This window comes from Microbacterium sp. Marseille-Q6965 (genome assembly GCF_946151065.1).
Lineage (GTDB): Bacteria > Actinomycetota > Actinomycetes > Actinomycetales > Microbacteriaceae > Microbacterium.
The window spans coordinates 1,211,339-1,228,916 of sequence record NZ_CAMGZA010000001.1; the positions used below are offsets into that span (position 1 = coordinate 1,211,339).

18 protein-coding genes and 1 tRNA gene are annotated in these 17,578 nt (G+C 71.6%); 7 read left to right on the forward strand and 12 right to left on the reverse strand.

Features of this window, described 5'->3' with window-relative positions:
* Positions 1-16: 16 nt before the first annotated feature.
* The gene (locus N8N77_RS05775) at positions 17-1,039 is read right to left on the reverse strand and encodes a siderophore ABC transporter substrate-binding protein (RefSeq protein ID WP_261165337.1); all 1,023 of its coding nucleotides are present in this window, start codon (positions 1,037-1,039) and stop codon (positions 17-19) included.
* 116 nt (positions 1,040-1,155) lie between these two features.
* On the opposite strand from N8N77_RS05775, the gene N8N77_RS05780 reads away from it, so the two are divergent.
* Complete coding sequence (locus N8N77_RS05780) at positions 1,156-1,953, forward strand: siderophore-interacting protein (RefSeq protein WP_261165339.1); 798 nt, start codon at positions 1,156-1,158, stop codon at positions 1,951-1,953.
* Between the two features lie 27 nt (positions 1,954-1,980).
* On the opposite strand, the gene N8N77_RS05785 is transcribed toward N8N77_RS05780, so the two are convergent.
* Positions 1,981-2,817, reverse strand: a complete 837-nt coding sequence (locus N8N77_RS05785; RefSeq protein ID WP_261165341.1) for an aldo/keto reductase — start codon at positions 2,815-2,817, stop codon at positions 1,981-1,983.
* 57 nt (positions 2,818-2,874) lie between these two features.
* Here N8N77_RS05785 and N8N77_RS05790 point away from each other — a divergent pair, with 57 nt between their 5' ends.
* Positions 2,875-3,465, forward strand: coding sequence for a DUF1992 domain-containing protein (locus N8N77_RS05790; RefSeq protein ID WP_261165343.1), 591 nt, complete (start codon positions 2,875-2,877; stop codon positions 3,463-3,465).
* A 15-nt stretch (positions 3,466-3,480) separates the two neighbouring features.
* Here the strand turns inward: N8N77_RS05790 and N8N77_RS05795 are convergent, their stop codons facing one another.
* The 7 genes from N8N77_RS05795 to N8N77_RS05825 form a co-directional block, all read right to left on the reverse strand.
* Entirely contained in the window at positions 3,481-5,148 is a 1,668-nt protein-coding gene (locus N8N77_RS05795; protein ID WP_261165345.1) for an alpha-amylase family protein, read from the reverse strand.
* Entirely contained in the window at positions 5,145-6,110 is a 966-nt protein-coding gene (locus N8N77_RS05800) for a TIGR03885 family FMN-dependent LLM class oxidoreductase (protein WP_261165347.1), read from the reverse strand. Before N8N77_RS05800 ends, N8N77_RS05795 begins: the two co-directional genes overlap by 4 nt.
* 123 nt (positions 6,111-6,233) lie before the next feature.
* On the reverse strand, positions 6,234-7,049 hold the full coding sequence (locus N8N77_RS05805; protein ID WP_261165349.1) for a citryl-CoA lyase: 816 nt from the start codon (positions 7,047-7,049) through the stop codon (positions 6,234-6,236).
* Positions 7,046-8,254, reverse strand: a complete 1,209-nt coding sequence (locus tag N8N77_RS05810) for a CaiB/BaiF CoA-transferase family protein (RefSeq protein WP_261165633.1) — start codon at positions 8,252-8,254, stop codon at positions 7,046-7,048. Before N8N77_RS05810 ends, N8N77_RS05805 begins: the two co-directional genes overlap by 4 nt.
* 2 nt (positions 8,255-8,256) lie before the next feature.
* Entirely contained in the window at positions 8,257-9,765 is a 1,509-nt protein-coding gene (locus N8N77_RS05815; RefSeq protein ID WP_261165351.1) for a tripartite tricarboxylate transporter permease, read from the reverse strand.
* Complete coding sequence (locus N8N77_RS05820; protein ID WP_261165353.1) at positions 9,765-10,406, reverse strand: tripartite tricarboxylate transporter TctB family protein; 642 nt, start codon at positions 10,404-10,406, stop codon at positions 9,765-9,767. The genes N8N77_RS05815 and N8N77_RS05820 overlap by 1 nt, the downstream gene beginning before the upstream one ends.
* Positions 10,403-11,389: a tripartite tricarboxylate transporter substrate binding protein gene (locus N8N77_RS05825; protein WP_261165355.1), complete on the reverse strand. Its 987-nt coding sequence runs from the start codon at positions 11,387-11,389 to the stop codon at positions 10,403-10,405. The genes N8N77_RS05820 and N8N77_RS05825 overlap by 4 nt, the downstream gene beginning before the upstream one ends.
* Before the next feature lie 123 nt (positions 11,390-11,512).
* Here N8N77_RS05825 and N8N77_RS05830 point away from each other — a divergent pair, with 123 nt between their 5' ends.
* From N8N77_RS05830 to N8N77_RS05845, 4 genes are all read left to right on the forward strand, one after another.
* On the forward strand, positions 11,513-12,292 hold the full coding sequence (locus tag N8N77_RS05830; RefSeq protein ID WP_261165357.1) for an IclR family transcriptional regulator: 780 nt from the start codon (positions 11,513-11,515) through the stop codon (positions 12,290-12,292).
* Between the two features lie 34 nt (positions 12,293-12,326).
* The gene (locus tag N8N77_RS05835; RefSeq protein ID WP_261165360.1) at positions 12,327-12,914 is read left to right on the forward strand and encodes an RraA family protein; all 588 of its coding nucleotides are present in this window, start codon (positions 12,327-12,329) and stop codon (positions 12,912-12,914) included.
* Between the two features lie 71 nt (positions 12,915-12,985).
* A complete protein-coding gene (locus N8N77_RS05840) occupies positions 12,986-13,813 on the forward strand; it encodes an NAD(P)-dependent oxidoreductase (RefSeq protein ID WP_261165361.1) in 828 nt (275 codons plus the stop codon).
* Positions 13,814-13,892: 79 nt separating this feature from the next.
* A complete protein-coding gene (locus N8N77_RS05845; RefSeq protein WP_261165363.1) occupies positions 13,893-14,087 on the forward strand; it encodes a hypothetical protein in 195 nt (64 codons plus the stop codon).
* A gap of 217 nt (positions 14,088-14,304) precedes the next feature.
* Here N8N77_RS05845 and N8N77_RS05850 read toward each other — a convergent pair whose 3' ends face one another.
* A complete protein-coding gene (locus tag N8N77_RS05850; RefSeq protein WP_261165365.1) occupies positions 14,305-16,116 on the reverse strand; it encodes a DUF2207 domain-containing protein in 1,812 nt (603 codons plus the stop codon).
* A gap of 117 nt (positions 16,117-16,233) precedes the next feature.
* Here N8N77_RS05850 and N8N77_RS05855 point away from each other — a divergent pair, with 117 nt between their 5' ends.
* Positions 16,234-16,665: a MarR family winged helix-turn-helix transcriptional regulator gene (locus N8N77_RS05855; RefSeq protein WP_261165368.1), complete on the forward strand. Its 432-nt coding sequence runs from the start codon at positions 16,234-16,236 to the stop codon at positions 16,663-16,665.
* Positions 16,666-16,805: 140 nt separating this feature from the next.
* Here the strand turns inward: N8N77_RS05855 and N8N77_RS05860 are convergent.
* A tRNA-Arg gene (locus N8N77_RS05860) sits at positions 16,806-16,878 on the reverse strand.
* 58 nt (positions 16,879-16,936) lie between these two features.
* The gene (locus N8N77_RS05865) at positions 16,937-17,530 is read right to left on the reverse strand and encodes an asparagine synthase (RefSeq protein WP_261165370.1); all 594 of its coding nucleotides are present in this window, start codon (positions 17,528-17,530) and stop codon (positions 16,937-16,939) included.
* Positions 17,531-17,578 lie beyond the last annotated feature (48 nt).

Sequence of the window (17,578 nt, forward strand, 5' to 3'; positions counted from 1 at the left end):
GGGGAGGGCTGGCGCCTTACTCCGCGATCTGCATGACGTCGTCGGTCATGATCTGGGTCGTCTCGATGCCGCCGAACACGATGTACCAGGCCACCGGGTCGAGGTAGACGATGTGCCCCTCCTGCGCCGCGGTCGTCTGCTTCACGATGTCGTTGTCGAGGATCGCGGCCGCCGACTCGCTCGACTCGCCCGTGGCCGCGTTGCGGTCGATCACCCACAGGTAGTCGGGGTTGGTCTCGAGCAGGAACTCGAACGAGATCGGCTCGCCGTGCGTCGCCGCTTCGATGTCGTCGACCGCCGGCTCCACGCCGAACACGTCGTAGATGAGCCCGCCGCGCAGGTTCCGACCGGAGTAGTCACCCAGCGACGGCTTGAGCGCCGAGATGCCGTCGCCCGAGACCATGACGCCGAGGCCCGTGCCCGCCTCGGCCGTGACCTCCCGGGCCTCCGCGATGCCCGCCTCGAGCTCCTCGAGCGCCGCGGCCGCCTCGTCCTGCGCACCCAGCACCTCCCCGAGGAACGTGACGTTGCGCTCGAGGGTCTCCTCGAAGGAACCCTGCGACGACATGTCGATCGTCGGCGCGATGTCCTTCAGCTCGTCATAGAGCGCCGCCGAACGGCCGCCCAGGATGATGAGGTCCGGCTCCTGCTCCGCGATCGCCAGCACGTCGGCCTCGAAAAGCGTGCCGGCGTTGAACGCGTCGGCGGCGAGGCCGTCCGCGAGGTAGTCGGGCACGGAGTCGAGCGGCGCACCGGCCACCTCGCCGCCCAGGCTCGTCCACGTGTCGAAGGACGCCATGTCGAAGATCACGACCTTCTCGGGGTCGCGGGGAACCTCCACGCTCACGTCCTCGTAGGCCGGCTCCTCGTCCTCGCCCGCCGTGTTGAACGCGAAGTCCCACACCAGCGGCTCGGCGGTGCCAGGCTCCGGGGTGCCCTCGGGCGCCGCGGCGTCGGCCGCGGCGCAGCCGGCGAGCGCGAGAGCGGATGCGGCGACGATCGAGAGCGTCGCGAGCGGGCGGTTCGTCTTCATGGACATGCTCCAATCCGGAGGTGCGCGGTATCAGCCGCGTCTCCGTCGGTGAAGGGGATCGGCGGGCGGGGACCCAGGTAAGCCACACCTAACCTGCCGTTGGGTAGGTTAGCCTAACTTTCATGACGCTGTCGAACACCGCCCCTGCGTCGGCCTTCACCCTCGAGCGCGAGCCGCAGGAGCTGAAGTTCCGTGCCACGCGTCTCGTCTCCCGCGAGGTCATCACGCCCCACTACATCCGCGTGCGCCTGCAGGGCGACGACCTCGTCGGCTTCGGCCCCTCGGGGCACGACGACCACATCCGCGTCTTCTTCGGCGGCCCCGAGACCGCCGAGGCCCGCTTCGGCACCGTCGACGAGCTGCGCGCGCTGCCCAGCCGTGAGTTCACGCCACTGGCGTGGGGGGAGGACTGGCTCGACCTCGAGTTCGCGGTGCACGGCGACGAGGGTGTCGCCGGGGTCTGGGCGGCGACAGCCCCGCTCGGGGCGATCGCGGGCGTCGGCGGGCCCCGCGGTTCGATGCGCATCCAGGGCATGCCGGACGCCTGGTTCCTGGCGGGCGATGAGACGGCCGTCCCCCAGATCCGTCGCTACGCGGCGCTGATTCCCGCGGGCGCCGACGCGCGCATCGTCGTGGAGGTCGCGGACGCCGGGCACGAGATCCCGATCGAGGCCCCCGTGCCCGTGGAGTACGTGCATCGCGACGGCGCCGCTGAGGGCAGGGCCCTCGCGGCCGCCCTCGACGCCGTGACCACCGAGCAGCGCCCCACGGGGTCGATCTTCGGGTTCGTCGCCGCCGAGCAGGCGATCGTGAAGCACGGCCGCGCGCTGCTCTGCGAGCGCTGGGACCTGAGCCCCGAGCACATCGTCGTCAAGGGCTACTGGAAGCGCGGCGACGCCGGCTACCACGCGCCCCACTGATCCACCGGGCACGTGCCCGGCCGCGCCCTACATCTCCTCGTGCGTGTCGGGGTCTCCGCCCCAGATGCGGCCGCGCTCGAGCGCCGAGATCGCCGCGACCTCCCCGTCGGTCAACTCGAAGCCGAAGACGTCGGCATTCTCGATCTGACGGGCCGGATCGGCCGACTTGGGGATCGGGGTGGCACCCAGCTGAACGTGCCACCGGACGACCACCTGCGTGGGGCCGACGCCGTGCGCGGCGGCGATGTCGTGCAGCACCGGCTCGCTCAGCAGGTCGCTGCGGCGGCCGAGGGGGCTCCAGCTCTCGGTGCGGATGCCGTGCTCGGCGTGGAAGGCGCGCAGCTCGGCCTGCGGGAAGTACGGGTGCAGCTCCACCTGGTTGACGGCCGGGACCACACCGGTCTCGGCGATGAGGCGCTCCAGCATGGGAATGGTGAAGTTGGACACTCCGACCGAACCGACGACGCCCTCATCGCGCAGCGCGATCATGCCGCGGAACGTGTCGACGTACTTGTCCACGCGGGGGTTCGGCCAGTGGATGAGCAGCACGTCGACGCGGCCGAGACCGAGCGTCTCGTTCGAGGCGCGACCGCTGGCGATCGCCTCGTCGTAGCCGTGGTGCCGCCCGGGCACCTTCGTCGTCACGATGATCTCGTCGCGGTCGATCCCGCTGCGGCGCACCGCCTCGCCGACCTCGCGCTCGTTTCCGTAGTTCACGGCTGTGTCGAGCACGCGATAACCGTTGGCGATGGCCGCTTCGATCGCGGCGACGCCGTCGTCGCCCGTGAGCTTGTAGGTGCCGAAGCCGATCTGCGCGAAGGGCCGTCCGTCGTTGAGCGCGATGCGAGGGATGTCGATGGGCATGGTCCGACCCTACGCCGATCGGAGCCGCCGAGGCCCGGCCCGTCGTACCGTGGAGGCATGGCCGCGCGAGACGACGTCACGGGGGACGCGGAGGACCCGCGCCTGGCAGCGGCGCGCTACCGCTTGGAACGCGACGGCGTCCTGCCGCGTGAGGATGAGGCGGACGCACCCCGACAGGGACCACGGTGGTCGACCGCAGAAGAGCGCGCGGCGGTGGTGGAGCAGGCGGTTCAGCAGGCCATCCGCCGCGGCGAGTTCGACAACCTGCCCGGGGCGGGAAAACCGCTGGAGGGGCTGGGCGAGCGCCACGATCCCGACTGGTGGGTGCGACGCAAGATCGAGCGCGAACAGCTGACCGGGCTCGGACCGCCCGCGCTGGCGCTGCGGGTCGAGCACGCCGAGTTCGCGGAGCGTCTGGATGCGCTCAGCCACGAACGGGACGTACGCGAGTACGTCGACGACTTCAACGCCCGGGTGCGGCAGGCGCGCCTGCAGCTGCTGGGCGGGCCGCCCGTGGTCACGCCGGAGCACGACGTCGAGGCCGAGCTCGCCGCTTGGCGGGAGCGCCGCGCGGCGCGCGCCCGCGCCGCCGCCCGCGCGCGGGAGCAGGAGCCGCAGCCGCCGCGCCGCTGGTGGCGGCGCCGCTGACGGTGACCGGCCGCGCTAGGTGAGGCGGCCGTCGCCGGGTCGCGAGACGCGCAGCCAGCGATACCCGTACGCGGGCAGCTCGAGCTCGACCTCGCGCCCCTCCCCCACCTCGATCCGCTGCGGCGAGAGCAGGTCGACCAGCGAGACGCCGTCGGGCTCACCCTCGAGGCGGAACCGGGTGACGGTGGGGGCATCGGCGAAGTTGTGCACGGCGATCATGCGACCCACGTCCGCCGTCAGCGAGTGCACGAGCACGGCGGGCGCGTCCTGAGGAAGGACCTCGAAGCGACCCCACCCCAGTTCGGGAGACATGCGGTAGCGCGAGATGAGGTCGCGGAAGAAGTGCAGGAGCGACCCCGGATCCTCCAGCTGGTCGGCCACGCTCACGTGCTGCGGACCGTAACCTCCCTCGGGCGGGCGTGAGGCGAGCCGCCGGGACGGCGCGTCGGAGAATCCGCCGTTGCGCTCGCGCGACCACTGCATGGGCGTGCGCACGGCATGCCGCCCGGGCATCTCGGGATTCTCACCCATCCCGATCTCCTCGCCGTAGAAGAGCACGGGAGTTCCCGGCAGCGTGAACAGCAGGCTGTACGCCATCCGTATGCGCCGGGGGTCGCCCTGCAGCATGGGCGGCAGCCGGCGCACGATGCCGCGACCGTACACGCGCTGCCGTTCGTCGGGCGCGAGCGCCTCGAACACCTCCTGGCGCTCGTCCTGCGCAAGCTGATCCAGCGTCAGCTCGTCGTGGTTGCGCAGAAAGTTCGCCCACTGCGTCTCCACCGGCAGCTGCGGGCGTGTGTTCAGCGTCTCGACCAGCGGGGCCGGATCGTGGCGGACGAGCGACAGATACAGGCGCTGCATCGCCGCGAAGTCGAACTGCATCGTCAGCTCCTGGCCGTCGTCCTGCGCGCCGAAGTACGCCACCTGCTGGTCGTACGGCAGGTTGACCTCCCCGAGCAGCATCGCCTCGCTGGAGCGGCGCTGCAGGAAGCGGCGGATGTCGCGCAGGAAGTCGTGGGGGTTGGCCATGTCGGCCCCCTCGGGCACTTCGAGCAGGAACGGCACGGCGTCGACCCGGAAGCCCGACACGCCCAGCTCGAGCCAGAAGCCGACCGTCTTCGCGATTTCGTCGCGCACGCGCGGGTTGGCGACGTTGAGGTCGGGTTGATGCTCGTAGAAGCTGTGCAGATACCACTGCCCCGACTTCTCGTCCCGGGTCCACACCCCGTCGGCCTCGCCGGGGAAGACGGGGTTCGCCTGCCCCTTGGGTGGGGGATCGTCACGCCAGACGTAGAAGTCGCGGAAGGGCGAGTCGACGCTGCGCTTGGCCGAGACGAACCATGGGTGGCGGTCTGAGGTGTGATTGATGACGAGGTCGACGATCACTCGCATGCCGCGATCCTTGGCCGTGCGCACCACCTCGACGAAGTCGCCGTGGGTGCCCAGGCGCGGGTCGATCCCGTAGAAGTCCGTGACGTCATAGCCGTCGTCGCGGCGCGGGCTCGGATAGATCGGCATGAGCCACAGGCACGTGACGCCGATCTGCGCGAGATAGTCGATGCGGGCCGCCAGCCCCTGCAGGTCGCCCACCCCATCGCCATCCGAGTCGAAGAACTTCTCGACGTCGAGGCAGTAGATGACGGCGGACTTCCACCACAGATCGCTCGTGTCGGTGAGCCTCATGCCCGCTCCCGGATCAGGGGAAGGATGTCGGCCTCGGCCGCCGCGAGGAAGGCCGACTGATCCTGCCCCACGTGATGCAGGTAGACGCGGTCGAAGCCGATCCGCGCGAGCTCGGCGACGCGTTCGGCAAGGTCACGGGCGTCGCTGGCGACGATCACCGCCTTGCGCAGCGCCTCCTCGTCGACCTCGCCCACCTCCGCGTCGAAATCCTCGGGCTGCTCGATGTCCCAGCAGCGCGGCGGCGATACGAGCCCGTTGCGCCACTGATCCCGGGCGATCGCGAAGGCCTCGCCGTCGGATTCGCCCCAGCTCACGTGCACCTGGAGCACGCACGGTCCGGACCCCCCGGCCGATCGGTAGGCGTCGACGACCCTCTGCAGCGCCGCGGGTTCCTGGGCCACCGTGGCCAGTCCGTCCGCCCAGGCGGCTGCCCAGCCCGCGGTCTCGGGGCTCGTGGCGGCCGCGAGGAAGGGCGGCGCGACCTCCGGACGGCTCCACACGCGGGCGCGATGCACGGTGACGCGCCCCTCGTGGGTGACCTCCTCCCCCGCCAGCAGCCGCCGCATCACATCCGCGCTCTCGCGCAGTCGCTCATTGCGCTCGCTCTTCGGCGGCCAGGGGTCGCCGGTGACGTGCTCGTTCATGGCCTCGCCGCTGCCGAGCGCCGCCCAGAACCGGCCGGGAAACATCTCGGCGAGGGTGCCGATCGCCTGGCCGAGCACCACCGGGTGGTAGCGCTGCCCCGGGGCGGTCACCACGCCGAAGGGGAAGCGGGTCTGCGCGAGGGCGGCGCCGAGCCAGCTCCACGCGAACCCCGACTGCCCCTGCCGCGGGCTCCAGGGGGCGAGGTGATCCGAGCACATCGCGCCGTCGAAGCCGACCTCCTCCGCACGGCGCACGTCGTCGAGCAGCGCGCTCGGCGCGATCTGCTCGTGCGAGGCATGGAATCCGATGAACACCATGGCCTCAGCCTCCCGCGGGCACGCGCGTGCCCGGAACCCCCTTTCGCGCGCCACCGCGGATGCGCTATCCGGCCACGAGGGCCGGCCCGTGCGGTGTGCGGCGGGGGAAACGCGCGCCCAGGCTCAGAGGGGCCGCGCCTGCGGGCCGGTGTAGTCGGCGAGCAGCGGCGGGGGAAGCGGGCCCTTGATGCGCCGCCCCGTGCCGGCCTCCTCCCACGCATGTGCCAGGATGCCCACCGATCGCGAGAGCACGAACAGTCCGCGGGCGAGCTCGGGCTCCACCCCGAGCTCGGCGTACACGATCGCCGAGATGCCGTCGATGTTCATGGGGATCGGCCGGCCGCGCGCGGCCAGGGCGCGTTCCAGCGCGAGCCCCGCCCGCAGCGCCGCCCCCTCGAGCTCACCGCCCGCGACCGCCCGCTCGACGAGGGCAAGGATCGGGTCACGGCGTGGGTCACGCGGATGGAAGCGATGCCCGAATCCGGGCACGAACGCGCCGCGCGCGCGATGGTCGGCCACGGCATCGATCGCGAGCTCGTCGATGTCGCGGCCCTCGCGCTCCGCCGCAACGAGGCGCTGCAGCAGGGCGACGCACTGCTGCCCGGCTCCACCGTGCGTGTCGCCGAGCACGTTCACACCGTTGGCCACGGCGGAGTTGACGCCGACGCCGCACGTGATCGCCATTCTCGCGCTCGCGATCGACGGCGCCTGCGGGCCGTGGTCGGCGCTCGCCACCAGCACCGCGTCGAGCAGCCGGCGGGTCGTGGCATCCGGCAGCTCACCTCGGGTGAGCAGCCAGATCGTGCTCACGAAGTCGCTCTCGGCGATGAGGTCCTGCACCGCGTAGCCGCGGTAGCCGATCTCTCCCGGAGCGATGCGAGTCACGCCGGTCGCCCACCATGCCGTGGTGTCGGCCACGGTCCTGTCACCGTCGGTCATACGGCGCCCTCCTTCTCCAACTCGTGGATCTCGTCGTCCGAGTAGCCCAGGCCTCGAAGGATCTCGCGCGTGTGCTCGCCGAGCAGGGGCGGCGGGTCCACCGGGGCGCTCGCACGACCGTCGATCCGGATCCCGTGCCCCAGCACGGGGAGCGTGCGTTCGGAGTCGCCGGGGAACGGCAGCTCGTGCACCAGCTCACGCTCTCGGATCTGGGGACTCTCGAGCATCTGCGGCACGGTGAGGACGGGGGCGGCCGGCACACCCGCCTCGCTGAGCGCGTCCGCCCAGTGGTCGGCGTCGTGCGCGACCAGCGCCGCCTCGATCTCGCTCGTGAGGGCGGCGCGATGGCGCTTTCGCGACTCGCGTTCGACGAAACGCTCGTCGGCGAGGAGGTCGGGGCGGCCGATGAGACGGCACAGTGTTTCGAACTGCTCCTGCTTGTTGGCGGCGATGTTGAGCGCGCCGCCTGCGGTACGGAACGTCCCGGAGGGGGCCGCCGTGCCGTTGTCATTGCCGAGCGCGAGCGGCTCGGTGCCGCCGACGAGGTAGTTGGACACCACCCAGCCCATCGCGGTGACCGCGGTCTCAAGCATCGAGACGTCGATGGCGCAGCCCGCGCCCGTGCGCGCGCGGCCGACGAGCGCCGAGCTGATCGCGAACGCCGCCGCCAGCCCGCCCAGCGTGTCGGCGATCGGATACCCGGCACGCAGGGGGGAGGTGTCGCCGTCGCCGGTCACGCTCATCATCCCCGACATTCCCTGGATGATCTGGTCGTACGCGGGCTTCGAGCGCAGCGGCCCCGTCTGCCCGAAGCCCGAGATCGCGCAGTAGACGAGCCCCGGGTTGAGGGCGCGCAGGCGCTCCCAAGAGAAGCCGAGGCGCTCGAGCACGCCCGGCCGGAAGTTCTCGCAGAGCACGTCGGCGTCGGCGACCAGCCGCGCGAAGACCTCACGACCGGACTCCCGCTTCAGATCGACCGTGATCGAGCGCTTCTGCGCGTTCTGGGCGAGGAAGGAGATCCCGAGGTTGCGGCCGTTCAGTTCCGCAGAGGTGCCCAGCTTGCGCGCGAGATCTCCGCCGCCGGGCGCCTCGATCTTGATGACCTCCGCACCGAGCAGCGCGAGCTGGTACCCCGCGAAGGGACCCGCGAGCACGTTCGTCATGTCGAGCACGCGGATCCCCTCGAGGGGACGGTCACCGCCCATCGTCACGCCCGCACTCCCCGGCGCTTCGCCATCACGCGCTGACCGATGACGAACGCCACCACCGCGAGCAGGACGACATAGAGGCCGACCGTGATCGGGCTCGACACGAGGATGCCGGGGTCGCCCTCGCTCACGGCGAGCGCCCGACGGAACTCCGTTTCGGCGAGCGGCCCGAGGATGACGCCGATGATCATCGGCGCCACGGGCATCCCGTACCGGCGCATCATGAACGCCAGCGCGGCGAGCGCGAGCACCAGCACGAGGTCGAGGATGCGGCTGCTCGTGGCGTAGACGCCGAGCATGGCGAAGACCGAGATCCCCGCGTAGAGATAGTGCTTGGGCACCTTCAGCAGCTTCGCCCACAGCGGTGCGAAGGGCAGGTTCAGGATGAGGAGCACCACCATGCCGACGAAGAAGCTCGCGAGCAGCGCCCAGACGAGGTCGGGTGCGCGGTCGAAGAGGAGCGGCCCTGGCTGCAGCCCGTACTGCCGGAACGCGGCGAGCATGATGGCTGCGGTGGCGGAGGTCGGCAGCCCGAGCGCGAGCAGGGCGCCCATGGCGGTTCCGGCGGTCGCGTTGCCGGCCGCTTCCGGGCCGGCCACACCCTGGATCGCGCCGCGCCCGAACAGCGGGCGCTTGCGGCGGGCGTCGAGGCGTCGCTCGGCGCCGTAGGCGAGGAACGTGGGCACCTCCGAGCCGCCGACGGGGATGATGCCGAACGGCACGCCGATGGCAGTGCCGCGCAGCCACGCCGGGCCCGCCTGACGCAGCTCGGACCACGACAGCCAGAGCCGCCCGGAGGACGGCACGACCCCCAGGTCGTCCCGGGTGCCGCGGCGCGCCGCGACGGCGAGAACCTCGCCGAGGGCGAGCAGGCCCACCGTGACGACGACGATGTCGATCCCGTCGAACAGTTCCGGCACGCCCCCGGTGAAGCGAATCGCCCCCGAGATGCTGTCGATGCCGATCATCGCGATGACCAGTCCCATCGCGAGCGACGCCAGGCCCCGGATGACGGAGTCGCTGACGACGGCCGAGATGGCGACGAAGGCGAAGACCGTCAGCGCGAAGTACTCCGCCGGCCCGAACAGCGTCGCCAGTTCGGCGAGGCGCGGTGCGAAGAACACCACGAGGACAGAGGCGATGATGCCGCCGATGAACGCGCCGATCGCCGAGGTCGCGAGCGCCTGGGCTGCGCGCCCACTACGCGCCATCCTGTGCCCCTCGATCGATCCTGCGATCGCCGTGCTGTTGCCGGGGGTGTTCATCAGGATGCCGGCGATCGAATCGCCGAAGAGCCCGCCGAACAGCACACCGGCGAACATGATGAAGGCGCCGATCGGGTCGAGCGAGAAGGTGACGGGCAGGAGCAGTGCCACGGCCATGGCACTGCCGAGACCGGGAAGCACCCCCACGGCGGTGCCGAGCAGCGCCCCGACCACCACCCAGAGCATGTTCATGGGGGTGAGGACGTCGAGGAACCCCTCGCCGAGGTTGGCCAACGCGTCCATCAGAACACTCCTGCCAGGATGCCGGGGGGAAGGTTGAGGCCCAGGCCCGCCGAGAAGGCGAGCTGGACGATCGAGGAGATGGCGATGGCGACGACGATGTCGAACACCGGTCGTCGGCTGCCCAGCGACCAGGCGACGCCCCAGAACAGGAAGGCGCCCGAGAGGAGCCATCCGACCGGCGTGAGCGCCGCGGTGAACACGACCAGCACCGCCACGACGCTCAAGAGCGCCCGGTGGTTGCTGCGCACGCGCACGGGCTCGTCATGCGGGGCCGGAGCGCCCTCGGCCTCGATCTCGGAGAGCACCGCGCGCTCCTCGTCGTCGAGCTCCACGCCCCCGCGCGCCACGTCGAGGCTCGTCTCGGAGCGCGGCGCGACGTCCGCCGGCTCGGGGCGGCGGATCACGTCGATCGTGAACAGCGCGGCCACGACGAGGCAGCCCGCCGCGACGATCCCGGGGAACACCTGGGGGCCGGGGAAGGCGACGGCCGCGGGGATCTCCATCGTGATGATTCCCACGATGAGGAAGAGCGCGAAGACGACGAGCACGAGGGGCACGATCAGCGCCGTGCGCCGGCGAAGGAACCCCTCGGACCGGATGCCGCCGCGGGCGTGCGGCTCGAGGCGGACGATACCGGTCACAGTCCCAGCTCCTCGATGATCGCGTCGACGCGGGCCTGATCCTCTTCGATGAACGCGGCGAACTCGTCGCCCGTGATCACCGACGGCACCCAGTTGTTCCGCTCCAGCGCGTCCTGCCATGTCGCGGACGCGACGAGCTCCTCCACGATGGCGATCAGCTCCTCTCGCTGCTCGTCGGTGATGCCCCCGCGCGCGACGAGGCCGCGCCAGTTCGGGAGCGCCACATCGGTGCCCTGTTCGATGAGCGTGGGTACGTCGATGGCCGGCACGGGCTCCTCGGCCGAGAGCGCAAGGGCACGCAGATTGCCCGCCTCGATCTGGTCCTGGAACTCGTTGTAGCTGCTGATCCCCACGTCCACGGTGTGCGACAGCAGCGCCGTGAGGACCTCCCCACCGCCGGCGTAGGAGATGTAGTTCATCTCGGTCGGGTCGATCCCCGACTCCCGCGCGATGAGCCCTGCCAGCAGGTGGTCCGTCCCGCCCATGCCGCCGCCGCCCACCGCCATGCCGTGCGGGTCGGCGATCCAGGCCTCCAGGAAGTCCCCGTAGTCCTCGTACGGCGAGTCGGCCGGGACGATGAGCACCTCGTAGTCCTCCGCCAGTCGGGCGATGGGCGTGGTGTCGGACAGGTCGGCGTCCGAGGCGTTCATGTTGATCGCACCGAGCATGACCGTGCCGGTCATCATCAGCTGCGTGGGGTCGGCAGGCATGTCGGCGAACTGCGAGAGCCCGATCGCGCCGCCGGCGCCCGGGGCGTTGACCACCTGCACGTTGTTCACGATCGACTCCGCGCGCATCGCCTGCTGCGCCTCGCGCGACGCCGTGTCCCAGCCACCGCCCGGCGCGGCCGGCGCCAGCAGCGTGAGCGATGAGCGCGGGGATGCGCCGGCGTCGGACCCGCTGGCGTCGACGGCGGCGAACCCCGCCAGCACCGCCGTTGCGGCGATGCCGACGCCGCCCAGCAGTATGCGTTTGCGTTTCACGGTCACTCCCTCGTGACGATCGATGGCGATTGCTGTCCGCTACGTGGACAAGTATGTCCGCCTGACGGTAGCCTGACCCTGCGCTCGGGTGCAACTCGCACCGGGCCGACGCAAGGAGGAGCCATGTCGGGTACCGCGCAGACCGCGACCGTCCGGTCGGTCAGCCGCGCCCTCGCCGTCCTCGACGCGTTCGCCACCGCCGGCGAGGCGAGCATGGGCCTGTCGGAGCTCGTCCGCCGGGTGGGCCTGCCGCGCACGACGGTGCTGCGGCTGGTGGACACCCTCGTGGCGGAGCGGATGCTGGAATCGCTCCCCGACGGTGGCGTGGCGGTCGGCTCGCGCATGGCCCGCTGGGCGGTGTTCGCTCAGGCCGCATGGGCGATGCCGACGGCCGCTCAGGAGCGGATGGCGCAGCTGGCGACCGAGGTCGGCGAGACCGTGAGCGTGTACGTGCGGGAGGGGACCCGCCGCCTCGCCCTCGCACAGGCGCCCGGGCCGCATGCCGTCCGCCACGTGGTGCAGGTGGGCGATCGACTGCCGTTGTGGCGGGGCGCCTCCGCGCTCGTCCTCCTGGCCGCCGGGGACGAAGCCGACGCCGCGCCGCGGGCGCTTTCGGCATTGCGCTCGGATCCCGACGCCGCTGCCCTGGACGAGGCTCGACTCGCCGCACGGGTCGCCGACGTGCGCGCTCGGGGCTGGGCCGTCACCCACGGGGAGCGCGAACCCGGCATCAGCGGCGTCGCGGTTCCGCTCGCGCGCGGGGCACGCGCAGTGGTCCTGGCCATCGGCGGGCCCACGACGCGCTTCACCGACGAGCGCATTCCCGAGTTCGTCTCGGCCCTGCAGAGCGCGGCCGAGGACATCCGACGCGCCGGTCTCCCGCCGGCCGTCGACGTCACCTGAGACGCGACGCCGTCGCACCAGCCGAAGGAGCCTGATGCCCGATTCCCCTCTGCCCCCCGCCGGCGCCTATCCCGTCGCCACGCTCTCCGACGCCATGGATCGATTCGGCGTCGCGTCAGGGGTGCGGCCGCTGTGGCCGGGCGCACGCGTCTCGGGGCCGGCCTTCACGGTGTGGACCCGACCCGGCGACAACCAGGGGATCCACGCGGCGTTCGAGCAGATCCGCAGGGGTGAGATCCTCGTCGTGGCCGGCGGCGGGGACGAGAGCCGGGCACTCATCGGGGAGCTCGTGGCCGAGAAGGCCAAGGCGCTCGAGGTCGGGGGAATCGTCCTGGACGGCGCCGCGCGCGATGTCGTCGAACTCCAGGCGGTGGGGGTGCCGGTCTTCGCCCGCGCGGTGACGCCCGCCGGCCCGTGGAAGACCGGCCCCTTCCGCTTGCAGGAGCCCGTCGCGATCGGCGGCGTGCCGGTGATGCCCGGAGACTGGATCGTGGGCGACGACGACGGGGCGGCGGTGGTTCCGCGCGCACGGGCCGCGGAGACGATCGCACAGGCCCAGCGCCTCCTGGCGGGCGAGCAGTCGCGGCGCGAGGACAACCGCCGCCTGGTGCCCCGGCCGTGACGCGGCCGGTCGTATGGGTGCCTCGCCCTGTACACCAAGACGCACTGGATGACCTCGCCTCCTGGGCGGACGTGCGCCGGGGGTGGGGCGACGACGCGAGCGACTTCGACGAGGTGGCGGGTGACGTCGAGGGGATCCTCCTGCGCACGGACCGCGTCGACGCGGCGATGATGCGACGAGCGCCCCGACTGCGCATCATTGCGCGGCACGGCGCCGGGATCGACTCGGTCGATGTCGCGGCGGCCCAGGAGCGCGGGGTGCGGGTGACGACGACGCCCGGCGCGAACGCACCGGCCGTGGCCGAGCACGCCGTTGCGCTGCTTCTTGCCACGCGACGCGGAATCGGCGCGGCGGTGCGCGGCGAGCCGCGTGAACGGTTGATCGGGCGCGAGCTGGGAGGCTCGGTCCTCGGATTGATCGGCTTCGGCCGCATCGCGCAGGAGGTCGCTCGCATCGGGGCCGGCGGCTTCCGCATGACGGTGCTCGCGCACGACCCTTTCGCAGACCCGGCCGCGATCCGCGCGTCCGGTGTGGAGCCGTGCGGCTTGGAGGAGCTCCTCTCTCGCGCCGACGCCGTCAGTGTGCACGTGCCTCTCACCGACCAGACGCGTGGGATCCTGTCGCGCGAGCGGATGGCGGGCATGCCCTCTCACGCGGTGATCATCAACACCTCCCGCGGTGGCATCGTCGACGAGGCAGCCCTCCTGGACGCGATCGACGACGGCCGCATCGCCGGCGCCGGGCTCGATGTGACCGCGATCGAGCCGCTGCCCGAGGACCACCCCCTGCGCCATCACCCCCGCGTCATCGTGACACCGCACGTGGGCGGGCAGACGGTCGAGGCGATGCGCCGCGTCGCCCTCGAGGCCGCGGCCGCCCTCAGAGAGGAACTCGGCTGATCCGCGCCTCGACGGAGCACGAGCCCCCGTCGATCGCAACCCTCTCCACCCCGCGACGAGGATCGCGCAGCCTGGGGGCATGAGTGATCGAGACGATGTGAAGCAGCCCCTCGACCACCTGCCCCCGAAGGAGGAACGCGGGGACAGCGAGGTCGACCAGCCCGAGTACCCCGACACGGAGGCGCCGACCGGCGACTCGGGAGTCTCCCCCGAGACGGCCGCGGAGCCGGACGAGCCGGCACGCCACGGTGTCGCGAACCTGCCGCCGCACTGAGTCGGGTGAACACCCGATGAAGATCACGGAAAAGTAACGTCGGCCCTTCCCTCCGTTACGTTTCCGTTATAGAGTGCTCAGCACGGAAACCGTTTGCTGTGGCGGTGACCGCATGTGATTGCAGGACACTCTTGGTGCAAGGGACAAGGGGCCGGTCGGATCCTCACCGACCGGCCCTTTCCGCATCTCTCCGGCGACGTCCGAGACGAGGCACGGTTCAGACGCCGCCTCCTCCGCCACCGCCGCCTCCGCCGCCGCCGTAGCCGCCACCCGTCGAGCCGCCCGCGGAACTCGAGGTGCTGCTGGCGGTCGCCGCCGACACCGACCCCACACCGCTGGCGAAGGCCGCGGCGTTGAACGCGCCCGAGCCCGCCCACCAGCCCGGCGAATCCGACCCGTACATCACCGCGAGCCGATCGGCCCACTGCTTCTCCTGCCCGAACACCACGGCGAAGGGCAGCAATCGCTCGTACAGCACGAGCATCTCGTGTAGCGACGACGTGTCGACGCGCACCCGCTCGGCGCCGTGCGGCGACTGCAGCAGTCGGATCCGGTCCTCCTCGGCCCACTCGATGAACAGCTTCAGCCCCCTGAGGTGGTCGCGGATCTCGGCGCCGCGTGCATTGAGCGGCTTCCGCGCCACGAGGATGACGTCGACGAAGGCCGCCGCCAGCCCCGCGATGAGCAGGGGCACGGCGGGGAACGGCTCGACGTAGCTCGTGACCGCGGCGATGCCGAGAAGGAAGGTTGCGACGCCGAAGACGGCTCCGAGGAGGCCGGGAGCGACGATCGCCCACTCCGGCTTCTCACGACGCCGCCAGGCACGATCCACCCGCCGGGACGTCGCGGACAGCAGGCCGCGCGCCGATTTCGCCAGGCGAGGGCTCCGGGTGCCGAATCGGAAGGTGCTGCCCGCCGTGAGCCGGTGGCCGAACATGCCCTTGAGCATGCGGCGACCGTTCGCGTCGGCCCGGTCGGGGTCCACCAGCTCGGCGGCAAGCCTGGGGCGGAACATGCCGGGCTGCTCGACGATCCGCAGCGACCCGCGCACCGCCTGCTCCAACACCTCGGCGGGAATCGCGGCGCTTCGTCGCCCGAGCAGCACCGCGGCGGTGAGGGCGTCCACGCCGTCGGGGGGCTCGAACTCGGCCACGACGGTCGGCCGCCCGTCGTCGTCGCGGAGCCTCGTCACCCGTACGACGATGGCCCACACGAGGAATCCGAGCGCCCCCGCCGCGGCGACCGCCTGCGCCCACCCCCACGGTGACGCGAGGTACGACGCGTCGTAGTCGGCGAACGCCCCCGGATCGAAACCGATCGCGACGGAGGCGCTCTCGTAGGGCGCCGCCGCGACGGGCGCCGTGTCGAACCGCACGGACCCGTCCGCCTCGTCCGTGCGCGTGATCCCGCACTCGCCGTCACGGCCGATGTAGCAGCGGGCGCTGCCCGTGAGCTCCGGGGCGATCTCCGCGTCGATGATGACCGTCGCGGTCACCTCGCGGAAGGCCTGCGGCCATTCCTCGCCGTTGATGTCCCAGTAGAACTCGTCGAACCCGTTGTCCATGGGGGCCACGACGTTCTCGAGCCCATAGGTGAACACGTACGTCTGGTGGCCCTCGGCGTGCTCCCCCTCCGGCACCGCGGAGGTGATGACGAGGGCGCCGTCATCATGCTCGACCTCGTACGGTCGCGCGGCGCCCGTGTCGTCGGTCACCGAGCGCAGCTGCGGGTGGATGGGCGCCCCGAGGTTCCCGTCCGGAATCCGCCGCTGCATGCCGCGGTTCTGCTCGGGAGGGAAGTCGGCGACGAACGTCTCGGTCACCACCGCGACGCCGGCGCCCTCGGCAGTGCGCGAGAGCCGGTACTCCACGTGCAGGCTGTCGAAGGCGAAGTCGTTCACGTCGGCGCGCGCGATGCCCGGTGCCGCGCCCGGCGAGCCCCCGTGCGCCGAGGCCGGCACGGCGGCCCCCAGAGCGAGCGCGAGCACCACCCCGGCCACCGCCGCACAGCGCCGCGACCACGCCCTCATCCGGCGCACGAATCCCCCGTGCTCTCCACCCGGCCACCCTATCGAGTGGTCACCCGCGGCCTTCGCCAGGGCCGCGTCGCGGGGCCGCGGGCGCCCCACGTGGATACAGTTGAATACATGGCTGACCGTAGGCTCGCCGTCGAGGCGTGGGAGAACCTCTTCCGGGCGCAGCACGAGATCTTCGAGCGGCTCCAGGCCGACTTCGACGATGCCGCGCTCAGCCAGCCCGAGTACGACGTGCTCCTCACCGTCGTCCGCGCGCCCGAGCGCACCGCCCGGCTTCGGGAGGTGACGGCGAACATGCTCATCAGCCAGCCGAGCGTCTCGCGCCTCGTTGACCGGATGGTCACGCGGGGCCTCGTGACGAAGACGGCCGACCCGGAGGACGGGCGCGGCGCGCTCGTCACCGCCACCGAGAACGGCGAGCGCGCCTTCCGCGCGATCGCGACTCGCCACGGCAAGCACATCGCCGACCGCATGGGCGCGCTCAGCACGGACGAGCTGAGGACGCTCAAGACCCTCACGCAGAAGCTGCGCGACGCGCTCTGAGCCCCTCGACCTCGCCCGCGCCCCGCCTCGCCCGCCCGAAACGCCGGTGACGGCGAGATGCCGCGGGTCGTTCTGTGCGCCGGAACGACGAAGGCCCGGTTCCTGAGGAACCGGGCCTTGCCTACTGTCTCAACACAGTGCGCGCCCGAAGGGACTCGAACCCCTAACCTTCTGATCCGTAGTCAGATGCTCTATCCATTGAGCTACGGGCGCAGTTTCCGCTGCCGAAGCAACCTGTCCATAGTACATCACGCTGCGGCGCCACGCGAAATCAGGACGACTCCGCCGCCCCCTCCTGCGCGGGCTGCTCCTGCTGGTCGGCGCGGCGCCGGGCGCGCGCGTCGGCCGACAGTCGCTGCAAATCGACGAGACGCAGCGCCTGCATGCGGGCATCGCGCATGCGGGCGTAGTCGGGATCCTGGTCGGGGCGCATCCCCTCGATCTGCAACCGCCGATCGAGGTTCTGCTGCACGTCGCCCCAGGCGGCGTCGCGAGCGGCCTCGACGAGCTCGCGAAGCTGCGCAGGGTCGTCCATCCGATCGCGCAGCCGCTTGGCCACGCCCGCGGCCTGCTTGGCACGGCGGCGCAGATTGCGCACGTCGCGGTCGCGGTAGTCGTGGGTCCCGTGCGGCTGCGAGTGCCGACCCCAGGCACGCTTGCGCGCCGCCGTCATCGACTCCGACACCTGCTCCTGCTCATCGGCGAGCTGCGAGAGCGCCTCGCGCGCCACCGGTGCGAAGTGATCCGGATCGAAGTTCTCGCCGAGCGAGATGGTGCTGACGAGAATGCGGTTCTTCACCTGCAGCCGCGCCGCGGCAAGCGCGATCGCCACGCCCTCGGCGATGGCATCCGCATTGCGTCCCACGAGCCCTCCCCTATCCCCTCCCAGGGTAGTCGAGAGCGCCCTCGCGCC